Annotated in this window: 24 protein-coding genes and 1 riboswitch; of the genes, 11 read left to right on the forward strand and 13 right to left on the reverse strand. The window is 72.2% G+C overall.

Annotated elements, in window-relative coordinates; all coding sequences use genetic code 11:
• Positions 1–61 precede the first annotated feature (61 nt).
• Entirely contained in the window at positions 62–1291 is a 1230-nt protein-coding gene (locus KWI83_RS12670; protein ID WP_218514423.1) for a PP2C family protein-serine/threonine phosphatase, read from the forward strand.
• A 751-nt stretch (positions 1292–2042) separates the two neighbouring features.
• Here KWI83_RS12670 and KWI83_RS12675 read toward each other — a convergent pair.
• The 3 genes from KWI83_RS12675 to KWI83_RS12685 all read right to left on the reverse strand — a co-directional run bounded on the left by KWI83_RS12675 (position 2043) and on the right by KWI83_RS12685 (position 4044).
• The gene (locus KWI83_RS12675; protein WP_218514424.1) at positions 2043–2858 is read right to left on the reverse strand and encodes an SAM-dependent methyltransferase; all 816 of its coding nucleotides are present in this window, start codon (positions 2856–2858) and stop codon (positions 2043–2045) included.
• Between the two features lie 72 nt (positions 2859–2930).
• Entirely contained in the window at positions 2931–3143 is a 213-nt protein-coding gene (locus KWI83_RS12680) for a DUF397 domain-containing protein (RefSeq protein ID WP_218514537.1), read from the reverse strand.
• A gap of 25 nt (positions 3144–3168) precedes the next feature.
• On the reverse strand, positions 3169–4044 hold the full coding sequence (locus KWI83_RS12685; RefSeq protein WP_218514425.1) for a helix-turn-helix transcriptional regulator: 876 nt from the start codon (positions 4042–4044) through the stop codon (positions 3169–3171).
• Positions 4045–4354: 310 nt separating this feature from the next.
• On the opposite strand from KWI83_RS12685, the gene KWI83_RS12690 reads away from it, so the two are divergent.
• The 3 genes from KWI83_RS12690 (at position 4355) to KWI83_RS12700 (ending at position 6449) form a co-directional block, all read left to right on the forward strand.
• A complete protein-coding gene (locus tag KWI83_RS12690) occupies positions 4355–5038 on the forward strand; it encodes an ATP-binding protein (protein WP_256362142.1) in 684 nt (227 codons plus the stop codon).
• Positions 5039–5116: 78 nt separating this feature from the next.
• Complete coding sequence (locus KWI83_RS12695) at positions 5117–5578, forward strand: hypothetical protein (protein WP_218514426.1); 462 nt, start codon at positions 5117–5119, stop codon at positions 5576–5578.
• Positions 5579–5720: 142 nt separating this feature from the next.
• Entirely contained in the window at positions 5721–6449 is a 729-nt protein-coding gene (locus KWI83_RS12700; RefSeq protein ID WP_218514427.1) for a 1-acyl-sn-glycerol-3-phosphate acyltransferase, read from the forward strand.
• An 87-nt stretch (positions 6450–6536) separates the two neighbouring features.
• Here the strand turns inward: KWI83_RS12700 and KWI83_RS12705 are convergent, their stop codons facing one another.
• From KWI83_RS12705 to KWI83_RS12735, 7 genes are all read right to left on the reverse strand, one after another.
• On the reverse strand, positions 6537–7301 hold the full coding sequence (locus tag KWI83_RS12705; protein WP_218514428.1) for an urease accessory protein UreD: 765 nt from the start codon (positions 7299–7301) through the stop codon (positions 6537–6539).
• Positions 7298–7975, reverse strand: coding sequence for an urease accessory protein UreG (gene ureG, locus KWI83_RS12710; protein ID WP_218514429.1), 678 nt, complete (start codon positions 7973–7975; stop codon positions 7298–7300). Before ureG ends, KWI83_RS12705 begins: the two co-directional genes overlap by 4 nt.
• A 165-nt stretch (positions 7976–8140) precedes the next feature.
• A complete protein-coding gene (locus tag KWI83_RS12715) occupies positions 8141–8815 on the reverse strand; it encodes an urease accessory protein UreF (RefSeq protein ID WP_218514430.1) in 675 nt (224 codons plus the stop codon).
• Positions 8816–8828: 13 nt separating this feature from the next.
• The gene (locus tag KWI83_RS12720; protein ID WP_218514431.1) at positions 8829–10550 is read right to left on the reverse strand and encodes an urease subunit alpha; all 1722 of its coding nucleotides are present in this window, start codon (positions 10548–10550) and stop codon (positions 8829–8831) included.
• Positions 10543–10854, reverse strand: coding sequence for an urease subunit beta (locus tag KWI83_RS12725; RefSeq protein ID WP_141310264.1), 312 nt, complete (start codon positions 10852–10854; stop codon positions 10543–10545). Before KWI83_RS12725 ends, KWI83_RS12720 begins: the two co-directional genes overlap by 8 nt.
• Before the next feature lie 10 nt (positions 10855–10864).
• Positions 10865–11167: an urease subunit gamma gene (locus tag KWI83_RS12730; protein WP_218514432.1), complete on the reverse strand. Its 303-nt coding sequence runs from the start codon at positions 11165–11167 to the stop codon at positions 10865–10867.
• A gap of 111 nt (positions 11168–11278) precedes the next feature.
• Positions 11279–11926, reverse strand: coding sequence for a TetR/AcrR family transcriptional regulator (locus KWI83_RS12735; protein ID WP_218514433.1), 648 nt, complete (start codon positions 11924–11926; stop codon positions 11279–11281).
• Between the two features lie 121 nt (positions 11927–12047).
• Between KWI83_RS12735 and KWI83_RS12740 the strand changes: the two genes are divergently transcribed.
• A complete protein-coding gene (locus KWI83_RS12740) occupies positions 12048–13055 on the forward strand; it encodes an ABC transporter permease (protein WP_218514434.1) in 1008 nt (335 codons plus the stop codon).
• 77 nt (positions 13056–13132) lie between these two features.
• Here the strand turns inward: KWI83_RS12740 and KWI83_RS12745 are convergent, their stop codons facing one another.
• Entirely contained in the window at positions 13133–13420 is a 288-nt protein-coding gene (locus KWI83_RS12745; RefSeq protein WP_218514435.1) for a type II toxin-antitoxin system Phd/YefM family antitoxin, read from the reverse strand.
• A 91-nt stretch (positions 13421–13511) separates the two neighbouring features.
• On the opposite strand from KWI83_RS12745, the gene KWI83_RS12750 reads away from it, so the two are divergent.
• From KWI83_RS12750 to KWI83_RS12760, 3 genes are all read left to right on the forward strand, one after another.
• Positions 13512–14147 carry an ATP-dependent Clp protease proteolytic subunit gene (locus tag KWI83_RS12750; RefSeq protein WP_218514436.1) on the forward strand — a complete coding sequence of 212 codons (636 nt, stop codon included), beginning with the start codon at positions 13512–13514 and terminating at the stop codon, positions 14145–14147.
• A gap of 7 nt (positions 14148–14154) precedes the next feature.
• On the forward strand, positions 14155–14463 hold the full coding sequence (locus KWI83_RS12755; RefSeq protein WP_218514437.1) for a hypothetical protein: 309 nt from the start codon (positions 14155–14157) through the stop codon (positions 14461–14463).
• A 349-nt stretch (positions 14464–14812) separates the two neighbouring features.
• Positions 14813–15016, forward strand: a riboswitch (cyclic di-AMP (ydaO/yuaA leader).
• Between the two features lie 3 nt (positions 15017–15019).
• Positions 15020–15493, forward strand: coding sequence for a C40 family peptidase (locus KWI83_RS12760; protein ID WP_218514438.1), 474 nt, complete (start codon positions 15020–15022; stop codon positions 15491–15493).
• A gap of 60 nt (positions 15494–15553) precedes the next feature.
• On the opposite strand, the gene KWI83_RS12765 is transcribed toward KWI83_RS12760, so the two are convergent.
• Positions 15554–16168, reverse strand: coding sequence for a LysE family translocator (locus KWI83_RS12765; protein WP_218514439.1), 615 nt, complete (start codon positions 16166–16168; stop codon positions 15554–15556).
• A gap of 105 nt (positions 16169–16273) precedes the next feature.
• Here KWI83_RS12765 and KWI83_RS12770 point away from each other — a divergent pair, with 105 nt between their 5' ends.
• On the forward strand, positions 16274–17197 hold the full coding sequence (locus tag KWI83_RS12770) for a LysR family transcriptional regulator (RefSeq protein WP_218514440.1): 924 nt from the start codon (positions 16274–16276) through the stop codon (positions 17195–17197).
• A 280-nt stretch (positions 17198–17477) separates the two neighbouring features.
• Here the strand turns inward: KWI83_RS12770 and KWI83_RS12775 are convergent, their stop codons facing one another.
• On the reverse strand, positions 17478–17936 hold the full coding sequence (locus tag KWI83_RS12775) for an ATP-binding protein (RefSeq protein WP_218514441.1): 459 nt from the start codon (positions 17934–17936) through the stop codon (positions 17478–17480).
• A 211-nt stretch (positions 17937–18147) separates the two neighbouring features.
• Between KWI83_RS12775 and KWI83_RS12780 the strand changes: the two genes are divergently transcribed.
• Entirely contained in the window at positions 18148–19008 is an 861-nt protein-coding gene (locus KWI83_RS12780) for a helix-turn-helix transcriptional regulator (protein ID WP_218514442.1), read from the forward strand.
• Positions 19009–19017: 9 nt separating this feature from the next.
• Complete coding sequence (locus KWI83_RS12785; protein WP_218514443.1) at positions 19018–19239, forward strand: DUF397 domain-containing protein; 222 nt, start codon at positions 19018–19020, stop codon at positions 19237–19239.
• Positions 19240–19286: the final 47 nt, after the last annotated feature.

Here is a 19286-nt window from a genome sequence, read left to right on the forward strand (position 1 = left end):
CGGCAGCTCCGTTGCCGGTGGGCGTGGAAAACTGGTGGGACAGCGGTGTGAGGCGGCAGCCATGAAGGATGCGGCGATCGACTACGGGGCGGTGTTCCAGGCCCTGCCCGGCATGGTCGCGCTGCTCACGCCCGAGCTGGTGTACGCGGACGTCAACGAGGAGTTCCTGCGCCTGTCCGGGCGCTGCCGGGCGGACGTCGTCGGCCGCTATGTCTTCGACGCCTTCCCGGAGAACCCCAACGACCCCGCCGCGACCGGCATGCGCAACCTGGAGGCCTCGCTGCGCCGGGTGCTGGCCAGCGGCGAACGGGACGCCATGGCCCTGCAGCAGTACGACCTGGAGTGCCCCGGCCGGCCCGGGCAGTGGGAGGCGCGGTACTGGAGCGTCGTCAACGCGCCGGTCATCGGCCCGGACGGGAAGGTCGCGCTGCTCGTGCACCGGGTCGAGGAGGTCACCGACCTGATCCGGGCCCGTGGCGGCACCGGCGGGAAGGCCGACCGGGTACTGGAGGCCGAGCTGTACACCCGCGCCCGCGAGCTGCAGGAACTCAACGACCGGCTGCGCCGGGCGCACGCCCGGGAACGCGAGGTGGCGCTGGCGCTGCAGCAGGCGATGCTGCCCGCCCGCCGGCAGGTGGGGCACCAGCAGGCAGCCGTGCGCTACCGGCCGGCGGTCGGCGCGCTGCACGTGTGCGGGGACTGGTACGACCTGGTCGACCTGGTGGGCGGCAACCGCATCGGCGTCTCCGTCGGCGACGTGGTCGGTCACGGCCTGGCCGCCGCGGGAGTCATGGGTCAGCTGCGCAGCGCGCTGAGCGCCGCCTCCCGGGTGGCGGAGGGTCCGGCGCAGGCGCTCGACGTGCTGGGGCGGTACGCCCATGTCGTCGACGGCGCCGAGTCGGCCACGGCCGTGACGACGTTCATCGACTGCGACGCGCGGACCATCACCTACAGCAGCGCGGGTCATCTGCCGCCGGTGCTGGTGCACGGCGACGGGCGCGTGGAGTTCCTCGACCAGGCCACCGACCCGCCGCTCGACGCCCGTCCCGACCCGCGGCCCCGCCCGCAGGCCGACACCACGTTCTCGCCCGGCGCCACGCTCGCCCTGTACACCGACGGGCTCGTCGAACGCCGGCACGAGGACATCGACACGGGCCTGGCCCGCCTCGCCGAGTCCCTCGTCCGGCACCGGGACGCGGATCCCGAGGCCTTGGCGGACGCCGTCCTGCTGGAACTGCTCCCACCCGAGGGCGCCACCGACGACACCGCCCTGATCATCGTGCGGCTCTGACCGTCGATGCGTAGGCCTGCGTGCCGCCAGGTGCGGGCGCCGCGGACATCATGTGCCCCGCGTCGCCCGTGGCAGCGGTGATCGTGGTTCGGCGGCGTCTGACTGGTGGTGATCTCGGCGATCCTGCAGGGCGGCACGCTCGGCGCTCGGGGCTGGGTGGCCATGACCGGGCGGGCGCCCTGGCGGCTGGTGCGGTTCCTCGAAGAAGCACACCGCCGTGGGGTGCCGTCGCGCGATGGGCAGTCGCCGCGGGCGCGGCCCGGCCTTGCCTCGGCGCGCGGCCCTCGCGGACGTCCGTGGTCGGGGGTTCCGGTCTGGCGTCGGGGCTGCAGGCCGGTCCGAATCCGCCGGCGCCGTCGTGGAGGAGAGAGGTGTTGCGCGCCGTGGGTCGGGGGTGGGCTGCGTGGGACATCCCCCGAGGCCTGGGTCCCGGCCCTCCTGGCGCCCCGCCACCCGCCGCGAACTCCGCCGGGGCAATGCGCCGGAGGCGTCGGAGACCGCCGAGGTGGTCACGGACCTCGGCGCGCTGGGGACGGCCGTCGGCGTGAGCGCGGCCACGATCACCAAGGCCGTGGCACTGCTGGTCCACGCGCGGCCGACATGGAGCGGGCCCGGACCGGACAGCCACCGGCGCAGCAGCCGACAGAGCGCGAGCCGGTCGCCCGCAATGAGCCGACCCGCCCCCTCGCCGCACGCCCTGACCGGGCCGGGGCCATACGCGGCCCCGGCCCCGCGAATCACGGCCTACGGCTTACGGCTTGCGCGCCACCGCCCCGTACATGGCGATGTCCTCGTCCCGGATCCCCTGTTCGCCCCTGCCGTCCGGGTGCCACTTGTGGACCTGGACGATGCCGGGTTCGACGAGGTCCAGGCCGTCGAAGAACTCGTGGGCCTCGTCGATGGTGCGCAGCCGCATCGGCATGTTGCGGGCGGCGTACTCGCGGGCGACGCGGCCCACCTCCTCCGGCGCGAACTCGGCGGTGCCGATGGACATCGCCAGGTAGCTGCCCGAGGGCAGCGGCTCCAGCAGGCGGCGGACGATGCCGACCGCGTCGTCCTCGTCGAGGATGAAGTGGACGATCGCGATCACGGTGAGGGCCACCGGCCGCGTGAGGTCGAGGGTCTCGCGCAGTTCGGGGGCGTCCAGGATGCTGCCCGGGTCGCGGAAGTCGGCCTCGATGTACGAGGTCCGCCCCTCGGGGGTGCTGGCCAGCAGGCCCTGGGAGAGGGTGAGGACGATGGGATCGTTGTCGACGTAGACGACCCTCGACTCGGGGGCCACCGCCTGGGCGATCTCGTGGAGGTTGGGCGAGGTGGGTATGCCGGTGCCGATGTCGAGGAACTGGCGCATCCCCGCCTCCTCGGCGAGCCAGCGCACGGCGCGGTTCATCCAGTCGCGGTTGGCCCGCATGTGGATGGGCAGGGCGGGCCACTCCCGGGCCATGGCGTCACCCGCCTCCTGGTCCGCGGGGTAGTAGTCCTTGCCCCCCAGGATGTAGTCGTAGATCCGCGCGGAGTGCGCGTTCTCGGTGTCGATACGGTCGGCCGGCCATCCGTTGTCAGGCAACGCCGTGTCTCCCATTCGGGTCGGGGGTCTGCGGGGAACGCTCAGCAATAGCAAGGGAATTCAACCGGAGGGTCAGAGCAGGAAGTCGGCCTCACCCGCCTTCACACCCGTCAGGAAGCTCGACACCTCCAGGGGCGTGAAGACCAGCGCCGGCCCCTCGGGATCGGTCGACTGGCGGACGGCGACCCGCCCGTCGTCGAGTTTCAGCACTTCCACGCAGGCGCCTCCGGCGTCGTCGCTCCACGGCTTGGTCCAGCCGCGTGCGCCCAGTTCGGGGGCCGGCATGCCGTTGCGTATGGGGTGGTGCACGTCAGAGCTCCTTGCGAATCGCGCCGAGGTGGGCCTCGGTCCTACTGGCGGGCGCCGCCTGGGCGCCCAGCCGGTCCAGGGCCTCGCGATACACCACGACGTCGTCGCACTTGTCCAGGTAGACGGCGCCCACCAGACCGCTGAGATAGACGATGTCGGGCAGTTCGCGTGCCCGGAACCGGAAGAGGTGGAAGGCGCCCGCCCGCATGGCCGGGTGCGGGCCGTTCGCGAACCGCATGATCTGCAGGGTCACATGCGGCAGCCGGTTCACCTCGATCAGATGGTCGACCTGGGCGCGCATCACGTCGGCGCCGCCGACCGGCCAGCGCAGCACGGTCTCGTCCATCACGACCCACAGCCGCGGCGGCGCCTCGCGGTTCAGCAGCTCCTGGCGCCGCATCCGCAGCGCCACCCGGCGCTCGGTCGCCTCGGCCGGGGCGTGCGGATTGCCGGCGCTCAGCAGGGCCCGGGCGTAGCTCTCCGTCTGCAGCAGACCGTGCACGAACTGGTTCTCGTAGGCACGGATCTGCAACGCCGCCTGCTCCAGGCTCAGATACGCGGCGAACCAGTCCGGCAGTACGTCACGGTAGGTGTGCCACCAGCCGCGCTTGTTGGCCTCGCGGACCGACTTCAGGAACGTGTCGATCTCCTGCTGGTCCGTCACGCCGTAGACCTGGAGCAGCTTCTCGGCGTCCGGCAGCCGGAGCCGGGCCACCTTGGCGGCCTCCATCCGGCGGATGGTGGAGTGGCTGACCCCGATGGCCGCGCCCGCCTGCTCGTAGGTCAGTCCGGCCCGGGTGCGCAGCTCCTCCAGCTGTCTGCCGAGGATCATGCGCAGCACGGAAGGAGCCCCGCCCCAGTCGGTTTCCGCGGTCACGCCCTACCCCCTCACGCCGTCAGCTCCAGGGCCACCGTCTCACGCGGTCACGTTCGGAATGCCATTCGATCATTTCCTGGCGAGAGCAGCATGCACTTGGCCAATTGCAATTTTCAACTTGCCGCTTGCGGGGAGTTGTCGGCGGCTGCCACAGTGGACTCACTGTCCTCTCGGCTCGCCGAACGGGGAGACGGGCCGGTCCAGTTGGGGGAGACCGGGCCGCACCTCGCCGTTCTCCGACGCGGGTTGCCATCCGCTTCCGCGACCCCGCGCAGCCGACCGACCGGACACCTGTACGGCGATGACGCACATGGCAGACGAAAGGCGTACGGCGATGGCTCCGCCCTCCCTCCCCCACCCGCTGGACCGACTGCCCGGGAACGAACTCCCCGACCACCTGCCCACCACACGCCAGGCTCTGCACCTGTCCGGCGCCGACCCCTTCGGCCGGCTGCCCGGCTCCGAGCACACGCTCCGGGCGCCGTCGAAGGCGACGCGCAGCACCCCCCAGCCACCCGGGGGCGAGTTCACCGGTCGACTCCCTGGGCCGAAAGGCCGCGACCGGCTCGCCTCCGGGGACCTGCCCGCACCCCGGACCCACACGTTCGTCCTGCCGGCCGCCCCGGAGTCGGTCGGCGCGGCCCGCCGCACCGTGCGCGAGATGCTGACCTCGTGGCACACCCACCCCGACGACCTCGACAACGCTGTGCTGGTGACCTCCGAACTCGTCACCAACGCGGTCACCCACTCCGGCAGCGAGCGCATCGTGTGCCGGCTGCACACCACCGGGGACCGGCTCCGCGTCGAGGTCGAGGACCAGAACCTCGGGTCCACCCTGCCGACGCCCCGGCAGGCCTGCCCCGACGACCAGAACGGCCGCGGGCTCCTCCTGGTCGAGGCGATCTGCGACGACTGGGGAGTCCGGCCCGCCCCGAACCGCTCCGGACGCATCGTCTGGGCCGATCTGACGACGACCCGTCCCCATCCCGTCTGACGACCACCTGTCCCCGTCCCGCCCCCACCGCACCCCCCGCCCGGCCCATCCCCCACTCGGCCGAAGGACTCGCCCCGCATGCACCGACCGCAGACTCATGACCCCCGTCCGCCCCGTCCCGCGGCGACGCTCCACCCCACGCCCGTCCGGCACCACCACTCCCGGCTCCCGATTCCCCCGCAGCTCTCCACGAGCCTCGGACACGACGCCGTGGGCACCCCCGGTGAGTACGGCGAGAGCATCCTGGGCGCTCTCCCCCGCGTCGGCTGCGTCTTCGCCGACGACCACTACTGGTGGTGGATCGTCCCGTCCGGCTCGCACATCGGCATCACCTGGCCGCCCAGCACCACGTACGCGATCGGCGCCGTGATGCGCGACCCGTCCTGGACCGCCACCCGCCCGAAACCGGGCAGGAACCACCCGCGCCTGATCCACTCCCCCATGGACGGCTCGCCGTACACCCCGCCGATTCCGCTGTACTTCCTCACCTGCCGACTCACCGGCAGCAGCCCGCGCTGGTCTCTCGGCGCCACCGGCTGAAGCGCCCCCGGAACGGCCCACACCCTCGGGTCGTACCGGTTTCCCCCCATCCCGCCCGCGCCTACACTGACACCTCACGACGTGCTGGTTGACCTGCGAGAACGCTGCGGTGCGCCGAACCGACGGAGTGAGGAGCCACCCGTTGTTCTATTACCTGCTCAAATACGTCCTTCTCGGGCCGCTGCTCAGACTGGTCTTCCGGCCCCGGATCGAGGGCCTGGAGCATGTGCCGTCATCGGGCGCGGCGATCGTCGCGGGCAACCATCTGTCCTTCTCGGACCACTTCCTGATGCCGGCGATCCTCAAGCGCCGGATCACCTTCCTCGCGAAGGCCGAGTACTTCACCGGCCCCGGCATCAAGGGCCGACTGACGGCCGCGTTCTTCCGCAGCGCCGGGCAGATCCCGGTCGACCGCTCGGGCAAGGACGCCGGTCAGGCCGCGATCCGCGAGGGCCTCGGGGTACTGGGCAAGGGTGAACTGCTCGGCATCTACCCCGAGGGCACCCGCTCGCACGACGGCCGCCTCTACAAGGGCAAGGTCGGTGTCGCGGTGATGGCCCTCAAGGCAGGGGTCCCGGTCGTGCCGTGCGCGATGATCGGCACCTTCGAGGCCCAGCCGCCGGGCAAGGTCATCCCCCGTGTCCACCCCGTCCTCATCCGCTTCGGCGAGCCCCTCGACTTCTCCCGCTACGCCGGGATGGAGAACGAGAAGGCCATCCTGCGCGCCGTCACCGACGAGATCATGTACGCCATCCTGACGCTGTCCGAGCAGGAGTACGTCGACCAGTACGCGGCCGTCGTGAAGGCGGAGGCCGCCGCGGCGAAGACCGACCGGCGGGAGCGCAGGTTCCGCCGGATGCCGCTCGGCTGAGTTCTGCCGCGCGCCGAGCGACGCATGCGAGCCGACGTCCTTCTCGGCGCTCGGGCGGGAGCCCTTGACCGGCCAGGTGGCGCATCGTCACCCGAACGCGGCCAGCGCCTCGTCCAGCAGCCGCCGCAGAAGCAGCGCGTCCGGCGCGACGGCCGTCACCAGCGCGGCGGGCCCGGCCAGCGGCAGGACCGCGGCCCCCTCCCCCAGCACCCGGACCCGCACCGGACGCTGGGCGAACTCGGGTCGTACGACGACCAGTTGCCCGACGGCACGGTGGCCGCCGAGCCCGGCGGGGCCGTCCCAGCCGCCCGGCGCGCCCGGGCCGCAGGACAGCTCCTGGTCGAGGACGGTCCGCCCGGCGATCCGCACGGACAGGCGGCTGGTGAGCCGCCCCGGTTCCTCACCGGCCCGGCCGAGCACCTGCTCCTCCCGGAGGACGAGACGGGCGGCCGGGGCCAGGTCGGCCCGCGTGTGGACGTGCAGGTCGCTGTCGTACGCGGAGATCAACTGCTCGGGCAGCCAGCGCAGTTCGCCTCCGTCGGCGACGGTGAGGCGGACGTCGTAGCGGGCCTCGCCCTTGGCCTGGCCCGGCAGCGCGATGGTGGCGGCGGCCGACCCGACGCGCAGCCGCGCTCCCTCCTCGACCCTGGCCTCGACCGTGAAGTGGTCGCCGCCGAGGGGCCCGCTCATCGCGCCGACCACCATCACCCGGGCCTCGTCGGCGCTCCCCCGCGTCCGGCGCAACGCCAGCGGCCCCTCCCCCGCCAGTACGGGCAGGGCCGTACCGCCGCGTCCGTCGGGGGCGGCGAGGATCCGGGCGGTGGCGCGTACCCCGGTGGTCGTCGCGCTCATGCCGTCCACGCGGCGAGCCGCGCACGCACCCAGGCGGCCACGTCCCGCACGCCGGTCTCGCTGCGCAGCGACTGGAAGACGACCGGCAGTTCGGCCCGCTGGGCCTTGGCGTCCGCGGCCATCCTGGCCAGGTCGGAGCCGACGTACGGGGCGAGGTCGGTCTTGTTGACGACGAGCAGGTCGGCGGTGGTGACGCCGGGGCCGCCCTTGCGCGGGATGTCGTCTCCGCCGGCCACGTCGATGACGAAGATCTGCGCGTCGACCAGGCCCTTGGAGAAGGTGGCGGTGAGATTGTCCCCACCGGACTCCACGAGGATCAGGTCCAGCGGCCCGACCTCGTCCTCCAGGTCCTCGACCGCTTCGAGGTTGGCGGAGATGTCGTCCCGGATCGCGGTGTGCGGGCAGGCCCCCGTCTCCACGGCGGTGATCCGTTCCGGCGGCAGCACGGCCTCCCGCAGCAGGAACTCGGCGTCCTCGCGCGTGTAGATGTCGTTGGTGACGACGGCGAGCGACAGGTCGTCGCGCAAGGCCCGGCACAGCGCGGCGACGGTGGCGGTCTTCCCGGACCCGACGGGCCCACCGAGCCCGACTCGCAGGGCCCGCCGACGGCCGTCGGGGCGGCGGGCGTCGGCGCTGAGGGCGGGGGTGCTGTCGTGGGAGTGGTCGAGGTGCATGTGCGGCTCCTGTTCAAGCGGGCTGTGCCCTTTCAGCCCGTCCGGCGTTCGAGGACGAGGCCGTTCAGGCCGATCGGGGTCCAGGGAGCACAAGCCCCCTGGCGGGGTCGAAGGGGCGGAGCCCCTGGGGATGGGAACGGGTAGGGGCGGCGGGGGCGAGAGAACTCACGAGGCGAACAACCGCACCCCCCACCCCGCATGCACCTCCGCCCCGATCTCCAGCAACGGCGCGGAAGCCGCGGGCAGCACATCAACCCCCGCATCCACGACCCCCCGTGCCACCTCCACCGCCCGATCCGCGACGCGATCCAGCTCCGGCGCCAGCCGCGCCAGCACCCCGGTCGCATCGAACGGATCCAGACTCAGCAATCGCACCGTCGCACTCGCCGGTCCACTCACACTCTCGTAGACCGCGCAGTAGGCGGCATCGTCAGCCCCCAGCCCGGCGGCCCGCGCCGCGAGCCCCAGCACCACCGGCTGATGCGCCCCCTTCGGGAACTCCCGCGCCACGGCGTCCAGCTCACCGGACGGCCAGGTGGCCCGCGCGGCCCGCAGCATCTGCCGCCCCAGCCTGCGCGCGGCGAGCCGCAGCGCCGGAGACGGCGTCCGCGCATCCGCCGCCGCGTCCAGCTCCACCGGATCGACGCCGAGCGCGGCCGCCGCGGCGAGGGCGGCCGACACCAGCCCCGCCGTGTGCAACCGCCCCCGGCAGAAGTCCTCCAGGCTCGCCGCGCCCGTGACCCGCCCCGCCTTCACCGCCGCCTCGGCGCCGCCGGAGTGCGCGTGCCCTCCGGCGGGGAAACGGCCGTCGGCCAGGACGAGGAGTGCTGCTCGTGACATCACAGACCGCGCCTCAGAAGAGGAAGTACCGCTGGGCCATGGGCAGTTCGGCGGCCGGAGTCGCCTCGACCAGCTCCCCGTCGATGTGCACGGCGAAGCTGTCGGGGTCGATCCGTACGTCGGGCCGGGCGTCGTTCTCCCGCATGTCCGCCTTGGTCACCCCACGCGTCGACTCGATGGCGACGAACCGCTTCCCGAGCCCGAGCCGTTCCGGCAGCCCGTCCTCGACGGCGAGCGGCGCCACGAAGTTGACCGAGTTCGAGGCGGGCGCCCGCCCGATCGCCCCGTACATCGGCCGGGGCAGGATCGGCTGCGGTGTCGGGATGGAGGCGTTGGCGTCGCCCATCTGCGCGTACGCGATCTGCCCGCCCTTGAGGACGAGCTGCGGCTTGACGCCGAAGAACGCGGGCTCCCACAGCACCAGGTCGGCGAGCTTGCCGGTCTCCACGGAACCGATCTCGCGCGCGAGGCCCTGCGCGAGCGCCGGGTTGATCGTGTACTTGGCGACATAACGACGTACCCGGTGATTGTCCGCCCGCCCGTCGCCGGGCAGCGCGCCGCGCCGCCGCTTCATCACATGGGCGGTCTGCCAGGTCCGCATGACGACCTCGCCGACCCGGCCCATGGCCTGCGAGTCCGACGAGATGATCGAGATCGCGCCCAGGTCGTGCAGGATGTCCTCGGCCCCGATGGTGGACGGCCGGATCCGCGACTCGGCGAAGGCCAGGTCCTCCGGCACCGCCGGGTTGAGGTGGTGGCACACCATCAGCATGTCGAGGTGTTCCTCGGCGGTGTTGACGGTGAACGGCCGCGTCGGGTTCGTGGAGCTGGGCAGCACGTGCGGCTCGGAGACCACGGTCATGATGTCGGGCGCGTGCCCGCCGCCCGCGCCCTCCGTGTGGTACGCGTGAATACCCCGCCCGGCGATCGCGGCCAGCGTGTCGCCGACGAAACCGGCCTCGTTCAGCGTGTCGGTGTGGATGGCGACCTGGACGCCGGTCTGCTCGGCGACGGTCAGGGAGGCGTCGATGACGGCCGGGGTGGAGCCCCAGTCCTCGTGCAGCTTCAGGCCGAGGGCGCCGCCGCGGATCTGGGACAGCATCGCCTCGTGGGAGACGGTGTTGCCCTTGCCGAGGAAGCCGATGTTGAGCGGGTACTGCTCCATCGCCTCCAGCATCCGCGCCAGATGCCAGGGGCCGGGCGTGACGGTGGTCGCCTTGGAGCCCTCGGCCGGGCCGGTGCCGCCGCCGACGAGGGTCGTGATCCCCGCGGCCAGCGCCTCGTCGGCGATCTGCGGGCAGATGAAGTGGACGTGCGCGTCGATGGCCCCGGCTGTCAGGATCCGCCCGTTGCCCGCGATGACCTCGGTCTCCGGTCCGATGACCAGCTCCGGATGCACCCCGTCCATCGTGTCCGGGTTGCCCGCCTTGCCGATCCCGGTGATCCGGCCGTCGCGGATGCCGACGTCGGCCTTGACGATCCCCCAGTGGTCGACGATCACCGCGCCGGTGATGACGGTGTCGGGCGTGCCCTCCGCGCGCGTGGCACGCGCCTGCCCCATGGACTCGCGGATGACCTTGCCGCCGCCGAACACCGCCTCGTCACCGGCGAGTCCCGGCCCGCCGCTGCGGTCCTCCTCGATCTCGATCAGCAGATCGGTGTCGGCGAGCCGGACGCGGTCGCCGGTCGTCGGCCCGAACAGGTCGGCGTACGCGGCACGCGAGATCTCAGGCATCGAGGGCACCTCCGGTCTCCCCGCGCAGTCCGGGCACCACGCGGGCGCCGGCGATCGGGACGAGTTCGACGTCGACAGGGATACCGGGCTCGAAGCGTACGGCCGTACCGGCGGCGACGTTGAGCCGCTTGCCGCGCGCGGCCGCGCGGTCGAACTCCAGACCGGGGTTGGCCTCGGCGAAGTGGTAGTGGGAGCCGACCTGGACGGGCCGGTCGGCGGCGTTGAGCACGGTGAGGCGAGTGACCTCGCGGCCCTGGTTGTAGGCAATCGGGCCGTCGGCGAAGAGGATCTCTCCGGGAATCATCGAGGCCCCCTCACACGATCGGGTCGTGGACGGTGACGAGCTTGGTGCCGTCCGGGAAGGTCGCCTCGACCTGGACGTCGTGGATCATCTCGGGTATGCCGTCCATGACGTCGTCCCGGGTGAGCAGCTTGCGTCCGGAGGCCATGAGTTCGGCGACGCTGCGGCCGTCCCGGGCGCCTTCGAGGATGTGCGACGTGATGAGGGCGACGGCCTCGGGGTGGTTGAGTTTCAGCCCACGGGCGCGGCGCTTCTCGGCCACGTCGGCCGCCACGTGGATCAGCAGCCTCTCCTGCTCGTGCGGGGTCAGTTGCACGTCCCACCTCACATCCTCGCTCCGGGCCGTGCGGGGCCCGGTTGCCGCGGCCACCGGCAAAGTCCCTGGTGGCATGGAGGGGCAGGCTAGTTGGCACGAGTTTCGGGCAAGTTAACCAAGCTGTGATCCCTGCGCCGCGGTGCGCTCGCCGCTCATGCTCGTCAACGCCCGCAGTCCGTCGCGGAGCACCTCGACCGGGACGGGCCCGAAGAGGGACTGCTGCGCGAGGAAGCCCATCACGGCGGCGATCATCGTGCGCGCCACGTGGTCCGGGGCGACGTCCGGGCGCATCATCCCGGCGTCCTGGTAGCCCGCGACGATCCGCGACCAGGCCGCGCGCACCGAGCCGTACCCGGCGTGCAGGACGGCCGCCAGTTCCTCGTTGCGCAGCGTCTCCGTCCACACCTGGATGACGAGCCGCGGAAAGGCGGGCCGTCCGTCGACGGTCAGGTTCTCCCGGGCGGCGAGCGTCCGGCCGAGGACCGCGGCGACGAGGTCGTCCGGCGGCGGGGGCGGGCTCTGCCGGGCCGCCTCCTCGAAGGCCTCGCGGACCGATGCGAGCACCTCGCCGACGATCGCGGCGATCAACTGCTCCTTGCTGCTGAAGTAGCGGTAGACGGCGCCCGCGGAGAGGTCCACCTCCTTCAGCACGTCCTGCATGGACGTGGCATGGAACCCGTTGCGGGCGAAGCAGACGGCGGCGCCGTCGAGGATCTGCCGGCGGCGGGCGTCGAGGTGTTCCTGGGATACGCGGGCCATGACCCGAATGTAGAACGAACATTCCTTCTTGACAAGGGGAACGGCACAGGCGCACGGTGGTGACCTCATCAAAAAACGAACGATCCTTCTCTCAAATCCGAACCCGACCCGAGGGGACCCCATGTCCGCGCCACCCGGCCCGCACGCCACCCACCCCGACCCCCGTCGCCTGATCGCGATCGTCGCCCTCGTCCCGCTCGTCGCGGCGCTGGCGCTGTGGGCGTTCGCCTGGCCCGCCGCCCGCACGGCGCCGCGCGACCTGCCGCTCGGCGTCGCGGGCCCGGCCGCCGCCACCGCGCAGGTCGAGCAGCGGCTCGCGCGTCAGCAGGGCGCGTTCGAGATCCACCGTTACGCCGACGAGGCCGCCGCCCGGAAGGCTGTCGAGGACCGGACGGTGTACGGCGCGCTGGTCGTCACCGACCGGGGGCCCGCGTTGCTGACCGCGTCGGCCGCGAGCCCGACGGTCGCGCAGCTGCTGCAACACGCGGTGTCGGCCGAGGGCGCCCGGCTCCGCACGGTGGATGTCGTGGCCGCCCCCGAGAACGACCCGCGGGGCGCCGCCCTCACCGCGAGTGTGCTGCCGTTGGCGCTGGCCGGGATCGCGGCGGGCTCGGCCGTCTCCCTGATCGGGCTGCGCGGCATCCGGGCGGTGACCGCACTGGTGGGCGCCTCGGCGCTGGTCGGTGTCGCCACGGCCGCGATCGCGCACAGCTGGCTGGAGGTCCTCACCGGCGACTGGTGGGCGGAGGCCGCCACCCTCGCGCTGTCGACGCTGGCGGTGAGCGGCGCGGTCGCCGGTCTGGCCGCACTCCTGGGCAAGGCCGGGCTCGGCCTCGGCGCGGGTGTGCTGATGCTGCTCGGCAACCCGTTCTCGGGGGCGGGATCGGCGCCGCAGATGCTGCCCGAACCGGCCGGGGCGCTCGGCCAGTGGCTGCCGCCGGGCGCGGGGACGACGCTGCTGCGCTCGGTGTCGTACTTCGACGGCGCGGCGGCGCTGGGCCCGGCACTGACGCTGACGTGGTGGGTCGCGGTGGGACTGGGGGCCGTACTGCTGGGCAGTGCGCTGAAGTCCCGTACGCAGGCCGGCGGGGAAGCCGCGGCCGACCGGAAGCCCGCGCTGGCCGGCTGACCACGGACGGGCCGTGCGCCCCGCCGCAGCGGACGGGCGCACGGCTTTCGCGTGTCCCGCGCGGCCTTTTACGTGCGTTACGACGGATTGGGCCCGCGATGCTCCGCCGCGATGCCGAACCGCTGCCGCTCGCGGGGTGCGGACGCGGCCTCGCGGACGGTGGAGAGGGAACTGACCACCTGCTCCTCGCCGGGACGCGGAGCCTGCTCCAGCGCGTCGAGGCGTTCGAGATCGGCGGCGGAGACTAGGGCGACCAGAGGCTTGCCGTGCCGTGTCACGACGACGCGCTCACCGCCGTACACCACCCGGTTGATCAGGTCGGCGAGCTCAGCCCTGGCTTGCGTCACCGGAATCTCGTAGGCCATGCACCCATTCTAACGGCACGTACATCCTGTACATTTTTTACAGACGGCTCCGCGTCTGGAGCCGGTTTCCGCCGCGAGGAGGGGGTTCGCCATGACCCGACCGTCCGCTCGTCACGTGCTGCCCGAGTTCACCGAACGCACGAGCTTCCGGCACAAGACGATGGATCCGTACTCGAAGCTGCTGGAGGAGCGGATCGTCCTTCTCGGGACGCCGATCGACGACACATCGGCGAACGACGTGATGGCGCAGTTCATGCACCTGGAGTACCAGGACCCGGACCGGGACGTCTCGCTGTACATCAACTCCCCCGGCGGCTCGTTCAGCGCGATGTCCGCGGTGTACGACACGATCCGGTACGTCGGCTGCGACGTGGAGACGATCTGCCTCGGCCAGGCCGGACCGAACGCGGCCGTACTGCTCGCCGCCGGCACCCCGGGCAAGCGATTCGCCCTGCCCGGCGCCCGGGTGGTGATCAGTCAGCCGGCGCTGCCCGAGCCCATCGAGGGGCAGACCACCGATCTCGCCCTCCAGGCGGAGGAGTTGGCGCGGGTGCGCACCCGACTGGAGGAACTGCTCGTACGGCACACCGGGCGCACCCACGCGCAGGTCAGCGCGGACATCGAGCGGGACCGGGTCCTCACCTCCGAGGAGGCCCTGGAGTACGGCCTGATCGACCGGATCGTCCCCAGCCGCAAGGCCACCCGCCCCGCACCCGGCGCGAGGTGAGCCGCGGATGCTGCCGCCGGAGCTGCCGCCGCTGCCCGCCCTCACCCGCGCCGAAGGCGAGTTGATCGACCGTTACCTGGAGGTGGCTGACCTGCTCGGGCGTGTCAACCCGGCGTACGACGGGGACACGTACCGTGGACTGCGCGCCGCACAGGCGCTGGTGCGCAAGGCCGCCGAACTGCGCGACGCGCTCGCGCTGATGCACCAGCGGGGCGAGACCGAACTCCATGCCGGAACCCTCGCGCGGGCGCTGCGCGTGCTGGACGGTGAACGCCGCACGGCGCGTGTCACTCTTCCGCCGCGCTCCGACAGTTGAGGCACCGTCGGCACATCCGCCGTCGGCCCGGATCGCGAGGTGACACGACCGGACGTCCGGTCCCGTGTCGAAACGGACCAAAAGGACTACCCCCGTCCGAAGGATCCTTGCCTCCCTTTCCGGGGCCCTTGCGGTTGCGCAACGGATGCTGCTTCGGGGCGGAATGGGACGCTCCACCGCTGGTCCGGGGTGGCGTGGCGCCCTTGACACCTGTTCGCGGGTCAGGCTGTCCACCCGAATGGGCGAGCGGTGAGTAACGCCACAAATCCCTGGTTGCGTTGGGATTTTCGGACTTACGTGAGTCAAGATCCCTGACTGACGACAAGCCCCCGCCACCGCGGCGGGGCGGTCCGGGCGGACGCCGAGTCCTGCCGCCGCCCGGATGACCGGTCGACAGGAGTGGATCGGCAGGAGTGGAGGACCCAAGCACGACGGGCCGCCGGAGGGCATCTTCCGGGCGTCCCTTGGGGTGAAGCCGCTGACAAAGCGGCCGGGCAACTTCGCCAGCCCGAATCCGACAGGTCATCCTTCACAGGCGGCTGACGAAGGGTTGCGCATGACCGCGCTCAATCGTGTCCCGTCGCTCATGGTCCGGGCCGGTACGGCCTCGGCCCTCACCCTCGCCGCGGTGGGCGGCTCCGTCGTGGCTCCGGGCTTCGCCTCGGAGGCCGAGGCGGCCACGCCGGCGAAGAAGGCGCTCCAAGTCGCCGCTTCGAAAAAGGGCTCCCCGTACAGGTGGGGCGCCACCGGACCGCGCAGGTTCGACTGCTCGGGGCTGACGCTGTACTCGTACAAGAAGGCGGGCAAGAAGCTGCCCCGGACGGCCGCCCAGCAGTACAACAAGACCCGCCACATCTCGGCCAAGAACCGCAAGGCCGGCGACCTCGTGTTCTTCCACTCGGGGTCGAACGTGTACCACGTCGGGATCTACGCCGGAAAGGGCAAGATCTGGCACGCCCCGAAGACCGGGGACGTGGTGCGGCTGCAGAAGATCTGGACGAAGAGCGTCTGGTACGGCCGGGTCAAGTGACCCTCGGGTGGCGGTGGCGGCGCCCCGACGGGCCGTCACCGCCCCACCCGTGACGCCGGCTCAGCCCGCTTCCAGCAGCAGGGTCGCGCCGAGGACCGTCAGCGCGGCGCCCGTGACGCCCTCCAGGGCACGGGCGACGCGCGGCCTGCGCAGCCATCGGCCGAGCCGGTCCACCAGCAGGGCCACCGCCGGGAACCACACCAGGGCGAGGGCCACGACGATGAGCGCCAGCAGCAGGGTGCGGGGCAGCGCCGGGGCGCCCGCCGGGACGAACTGCGGCAGGAGACTGAGGAAGGTCACCGGCGCCTTCGGGTTCAGCGCGTTGGTGACGAAGCCCTGGCGCAGCGGGTGCGGCGCGGCCGGGGTCGGCGCCTCGCCGACGGCGGTACGGGGTCGTCGTACCGACCACAGGGTCCGGATCCCGAGACAGAGCACATAGGCGCCCCCGGCCAGTTGCAGCGCCCGGAACAGCGCGGGCACGGCGGCCAGCACCGCCGCGACACCGGCCACGGCCAGCGCGGTGTGCAGCAGCAGCCCGCCCGTGATCCCCAGCGCGCACGCCACGCCCGCCCGGCGGGAGATCAGGGCGTTGCGGACGACGACGGTGAAGTCCGCGCCCGGCATGGCGACCATGCCCGCGGCGACTCCGGTGAAGGCGATGAGCTGAGCGTCCATGACGTCATAGGCTGCCGCGAGCGGGCCTTCAGCAGGTATTTCGAATAACCTGGGTGAGCCTAAAGCATTGCTTTCGTCTCCGTCTGTGAGCATCCCTGGAGAGGCATGTACGACCCGACGCGGCTCGCCGCGCTGGTGGCGGTCGCCGAGGCCGGGTCGATCACCCGGGCCGCCGAGCGGCTCGGCTACACCCCACCCGCGCTGTCCCAGCAACTGGCGAAGCTGGAGCGGGAGGCGGGCGCGGCACTGCTCGTACGGCACCATCGGGGGGCGCGGCTGACGGCCGCGGGCGAGTTGCTGGCGGCGCGGGCCCGTACGGTGCTGGACGAGCTGGAGCGGGCGCGCCACGAACTGGCGCGGCTGACCGGGCTCACCGGCGGCACGCTCCGGGTCGGCACCTTCCAGACCGCGGGGATCCATCTGCTGCCGCCGGTGCTCAGCGCGTTCCGCCGGGCGCATCCGGACGTGGAGCTGACCGTCGCGGACTACGAACCGCCGGCCGGGGTCGCGGCGGTGGCCGCGGGCGAGGTGGATCTGGCGCTGACGCACACCTACGAGCCGGCCGATCCGGTGCCGCTGCCCTCATCGGTCGGTGCGGAGCCGCTGCTGGTCGAGGAGCTGGTACTGGTGACCGCGCCGGGGCACGCCCTCGGCGGCGGTGGCTCACGGCTGCCGCTGGCCGAGCTCGCCGGGCAGCCGCTGATCAGCATGGCGCCGGACCATCCGGCCCGGCAGGGGGTGGAGGCGGCGCTGGCCCGCGCCGGGGCGGCGCCGTCGGTGGTCGTCGCCACGCCGGGGTACGCCCTGGTGTGCGCGCTGGTCAGTGCGGGGCTCGGGGTGGCGGTCGTACCCGAGATGGTGGCGCGCACGGCGGTCACACCGGTCGGAACGCGGCTGCTGTCGGCGGGCGAGCTGCGCCGGACGATCTCGGTCGTCCACCGCGCCGGTGAGACGGTTCCCGCGGCGGACGCCTTCCGCGCCCTGCTGCGCGGCACGTTCGGCCGGGCCCAGCAACCTGCGCGGACCTGAGGCCCCCGCCTCGTACGCGGCGCTCCCGGCCCACCAGACCGAACCACCCAAGGCCCAGACCTGAGACCCCCGCCCCCGCCGCACCGCGCCCCGCCCACCAGACCGAACCACCCAAGGCCCAAACCTGAGACCCCACCCCACCGCACCGCGCCCCGCCCCGCCCCGCCCCGCAGACAAAACCACCCCGCCCAAGCACCGACGACACCAGCTGCGCAACGCGCCCGTGGCCACGGCTACGAGGGGGTGCCCCTCGCAAGGCGCCGCACACCCGCCCCGGAAGCTACGGCTCCTGCGTGCCCGCCGCCGGTACCGGCCCCGCCCGCACCGTCCACGGGAGCTCGATGGAGACTGTCTTGCCGCCCTCGCGGGTCGGGCGGACTCTCAGGCGGCCGCCGCACTCGGCGGTCAGCCAGCGGATGATGACCAGGCCGCGGCCGTTGTCCTGCTGGACGGCGGCCGGAAGCCGCTTGGGGAGGCGCGGGTGACTGTCGGTCACCCCGATGCGGAGCTGTTCGTCGCGGTCGAGCTCCATGGCGACCGTGAAGGTGGGCGACTGGCCGAGGGTGTGCTGAACGGCGTTGGTGGCGAGTTCGGAGACGATGAGCCGGATCGTGTCGGCCACCTCCGTCTCCGGTGGCAGACCCCATTCCGCCAGGGTGCTGACCACGTAGGTGCGGGCGGTGGAGACCGAGGCGGGATCGCTCGGCAGAGTGACGGATGCTTCCAGGTGGTCTGCCATGGCGACGTCGTCCCTTCCCACGGGACCGCAGTCCGACACGGAGCGGATGGTTCGAGTACGGTCCCGGACTGGTGCTTCGTCGCCAGAGTGCCACTCATGGGCCGTTAGCGGTGGCGATCCACCAAGATATGCATATATCTGTCGCTCGAAGCGGTGAACTCTGCGACGGCAGAGCGTATTTGGGCGGCTCGGAAGGAGTAGGGAGTAGCCCATGCAGCACGGTCCCGCGGTGCGCCGCCGGAAACTGGGCGCCGAATTACGCACACTGCGAGGCCGCGCGGGCCTCACAAGCGGTGAGGCGGCCCGGCTGGTGGGCTGGCACCAGTCGAAAGTGAGCCGGATCGAGACCGGCGCCAGCGGCGTGAAACCGGCCGATGTGCGGTTACTCCTGGATGCCTACGGGGTGGACGACGCCCAACTCCGGGACCTCCTGCTGGCATTGGCGGGCTCCGGCGGCGGCCACGGCCGCGACCACTGGTGGCACGCCTACAAGGGGGTGCTGCCACCCACCTACCGGGACTTCATCAGCCTGGAGTCGCAGGCCGGCACCATGCGCACGCTGGAGACCTCGGTGGTCCCGGGCCTGCTCCAGACCCCCGAGTACGCCCGCGCCGTGACCCACGCCGCGGTGGAGGGCCTGGACGAGGACCGCCTGGACGCCCTGGTGGAGGTACGTCTGGCCAGGCAGGACGTGCTGCGTTCGCACCCTCCGCTGGAGCTGAGCGCGGTGCTCGACGAAGCGGTGCTGCGCCGGGAGGTCGGCGGGCCGGAGGTGATGGCGCGGCAGCTGGAGCGGCTGGTGGACGCGGCCAGGCTGCCGCAAGTGCGACTCCAGGTTCTGCCCTTCGCGGCAGGGGCGCACATCGGCGTCACCGGACCTTTCGTTATCTTCTCATTTTCGAGCACTTCTGATCTGGATGTTGTTGTTCTCGACCACTTGACGAGTAGCCTCTACCTCGAACGGAAAGAAGACGTAGAGGCCTACACCGAGGCCTTCAACGCCCTTCAGTTCCACGCCCTTTCGCCCGAGGAATCGTTGGACTACATCGCCGTGATAGGTGACGGCGTGTAAGGAGGCACCATGACCGCTCTGCCTCGGAACGTACCTTCCAGTACTCAACTGCTCGGTGTGCACTGGCTGCGCAGCAGCTACAGCACCGGCGCGAACAACTGCGTCGAGACGGCCCGGCCGGCCCTTGGCCCGTGGGCCGGACTGCTCGCCGTACGCGACTCCAAGGACCCGGCCGGACCCGCGCTGCTCTTCTCCCGCGAGAGCTGGGCGGGGTTCACGGCTCACCTCTGAGGGTCTGAACCTGGATCGTCCCTGATCAGTTCTCCAGAGCGCGATGC

It is taken from the genome of Streptomyces sp. TRM70350, from assembly GCF_019219825.1.
In the GTDB taxonomy this organism is placed as follows: domain Bacteria; phylum Actinomycetota; class Actinomycetes; order Streptomycetales; family Streptomycetaceae; genus Streptomyces.

What these genes read in the sequence shown, in the direction of transcription:
- KWI83_RS12680 (WP_218514537.1), bottom strand. Translation starts at nt 3,143, where the DNA reads ATGCCGGCCCCCGAACTGGGCGCACGCGGCTGGACCAAGCCGTGGAGC.
- KWI83_RS12765 (WP_218514439.1), bottom strand. Translation starts at nt 16,168, where the DNA reads ATGGACGCTCAGCTCATCGCCTTCACCGGAGTCGCCGCGGGCATGGTC.
- ureG (WP_218514429.1), bottom strand. Translation starts at nt 7,975, where the DNA reads ATGCACCTCGACCACTCCCACGACAGCACCCCCGCCCTCAGCGCCGAC.
- KWI83_RS12775 (WP_218514441.1), bottom strand. Translation starts at nt 17,936, where the DNA reads ATGGCAGACCACCTGGAAGCATCCGTCACTCTGCCGAGCGATCCCGCC.
- KWI83_RS12690 (WP_256362142.1), top strand. Translation starts at nt 4,355, where the DNA reads ATGGCAGACGAAAGGCGTACGGCGATGGCTCCGCCCTCCCTCCCCCAC.
- KWI83_RS12770 (WP_218514440.1), top strand. Translation starts at nt 16,274, where the DNA reads ATGTACGACCCGACGCGGCTCGCCGCGCTGGTGGCGGTCGCCGAGGCC.
- KWI83_RS12760 (WP_218514438.1), top strand. Translation starts at nt 15,020, where the DNA reads ATGACCGCGCTCAATCGTGTCCCGTCGCTCATGGTCCGGGCCGGTACG.
- KWI83_RS12725 (WP_141310264.1), bottom strand. Translation starts at nt 10,854, where the DNA reads ATGATTCCCGGAGAGATCCTCTTCGCCGACGGCCCGATTGCCTACAAC.
- KWI83_RS12695 (WP_218514426.1), top strand. Translation starts at nt 5,117, where the DNA reads ATGCACCGACCGCAGACTCATGACCCCCGTCCGCCCCGTCCCGCGGCG.
- KWI83_RS12780 (WP_218514442.1), top strand. Translation starts at nt 18,148, where the DNA reads ATGCAGCACGGTCCCGCGGTGCGCCGCCGGAAACTGGGCGCCGAATTA.
- KWI83_RS12740 (WP_218514434.1), top strand. Translation starts at nt 12,048, where the DNA reads ATGTCCGCGCCACCCGGCCCGCACGCCACCCACCCCGACCCCCGTCGC.
- KWI83_RS12735 (WP_218514433.1), bottom strand. Translation starts at nt 11,926, where the DNA reads ATGGCCCGCGTATCCCAGGAACACCTCGACGCCCGCCGCCGGCAGATC.
- KWI83_RS12750 (WP_218514436.1), top strand. Translation starts at nt 13,512, where the DNA reads ATGACCCGACCGTCCGCTCGTCACGTGCTGCCCGAGTTCACCGAACGC.
- KWI83_RS12705 (WP_218514428.1), bottom strand. Translation starts at nt 7,301, where the DNA reads ATGAGCGCGACGACCACCGGGGTACGCGCCACCGCCCGGATCCTCGCC.
- KWI83_RS12715 (WP_218514430.1), bottom strand. Translation starts at nt 8,815, where the DNA reads ATGTCACGAGCAGCACTCCTCGTCCTGGCCGACGGCCGTTTCCCCGCC.
- KWI83_RS12745 (WP_218514435.1), bottom strand. Translation starts at nt 13,420, where the DNA reads ATGGCCTACGAGATTCCGGTGACGCAAGCCAGGGCTGAGCTCGCCGAC.
- KWI83_RS12755 (WP_218514437.1), top strand. Translation starts at nt 14,155, where the DNA reads ATGCTGCCGCCGGAGCTGCCGCCGCTGCCCGCCCTCACCCGCGCCGAA.
- KWI83_RS12720 (WP_218514431.1), bottom strand. Translation starts at nt 10,550, where the DNA reads ATGCCTGAGATCTCGCGTGCCGCGTACGCCGACCTGTTCGGGCCGACG.
- KWI83_RS12785 (WP_218514443.1), top strand. Translation starts at nt 19,018, where the DNA reads ATGACCGCTCTGCCTCGGAACGTACCTTCCAGTACTCAACTGCTCGGT.
- KWI83_RS12670 (WP_218514423.1), top strand. Translation starts at nt 62, where the DNA reads ATGAAGGATGCGGCGATCGACTACGGGGCGGTGTTCCAGGCCCTGCCC.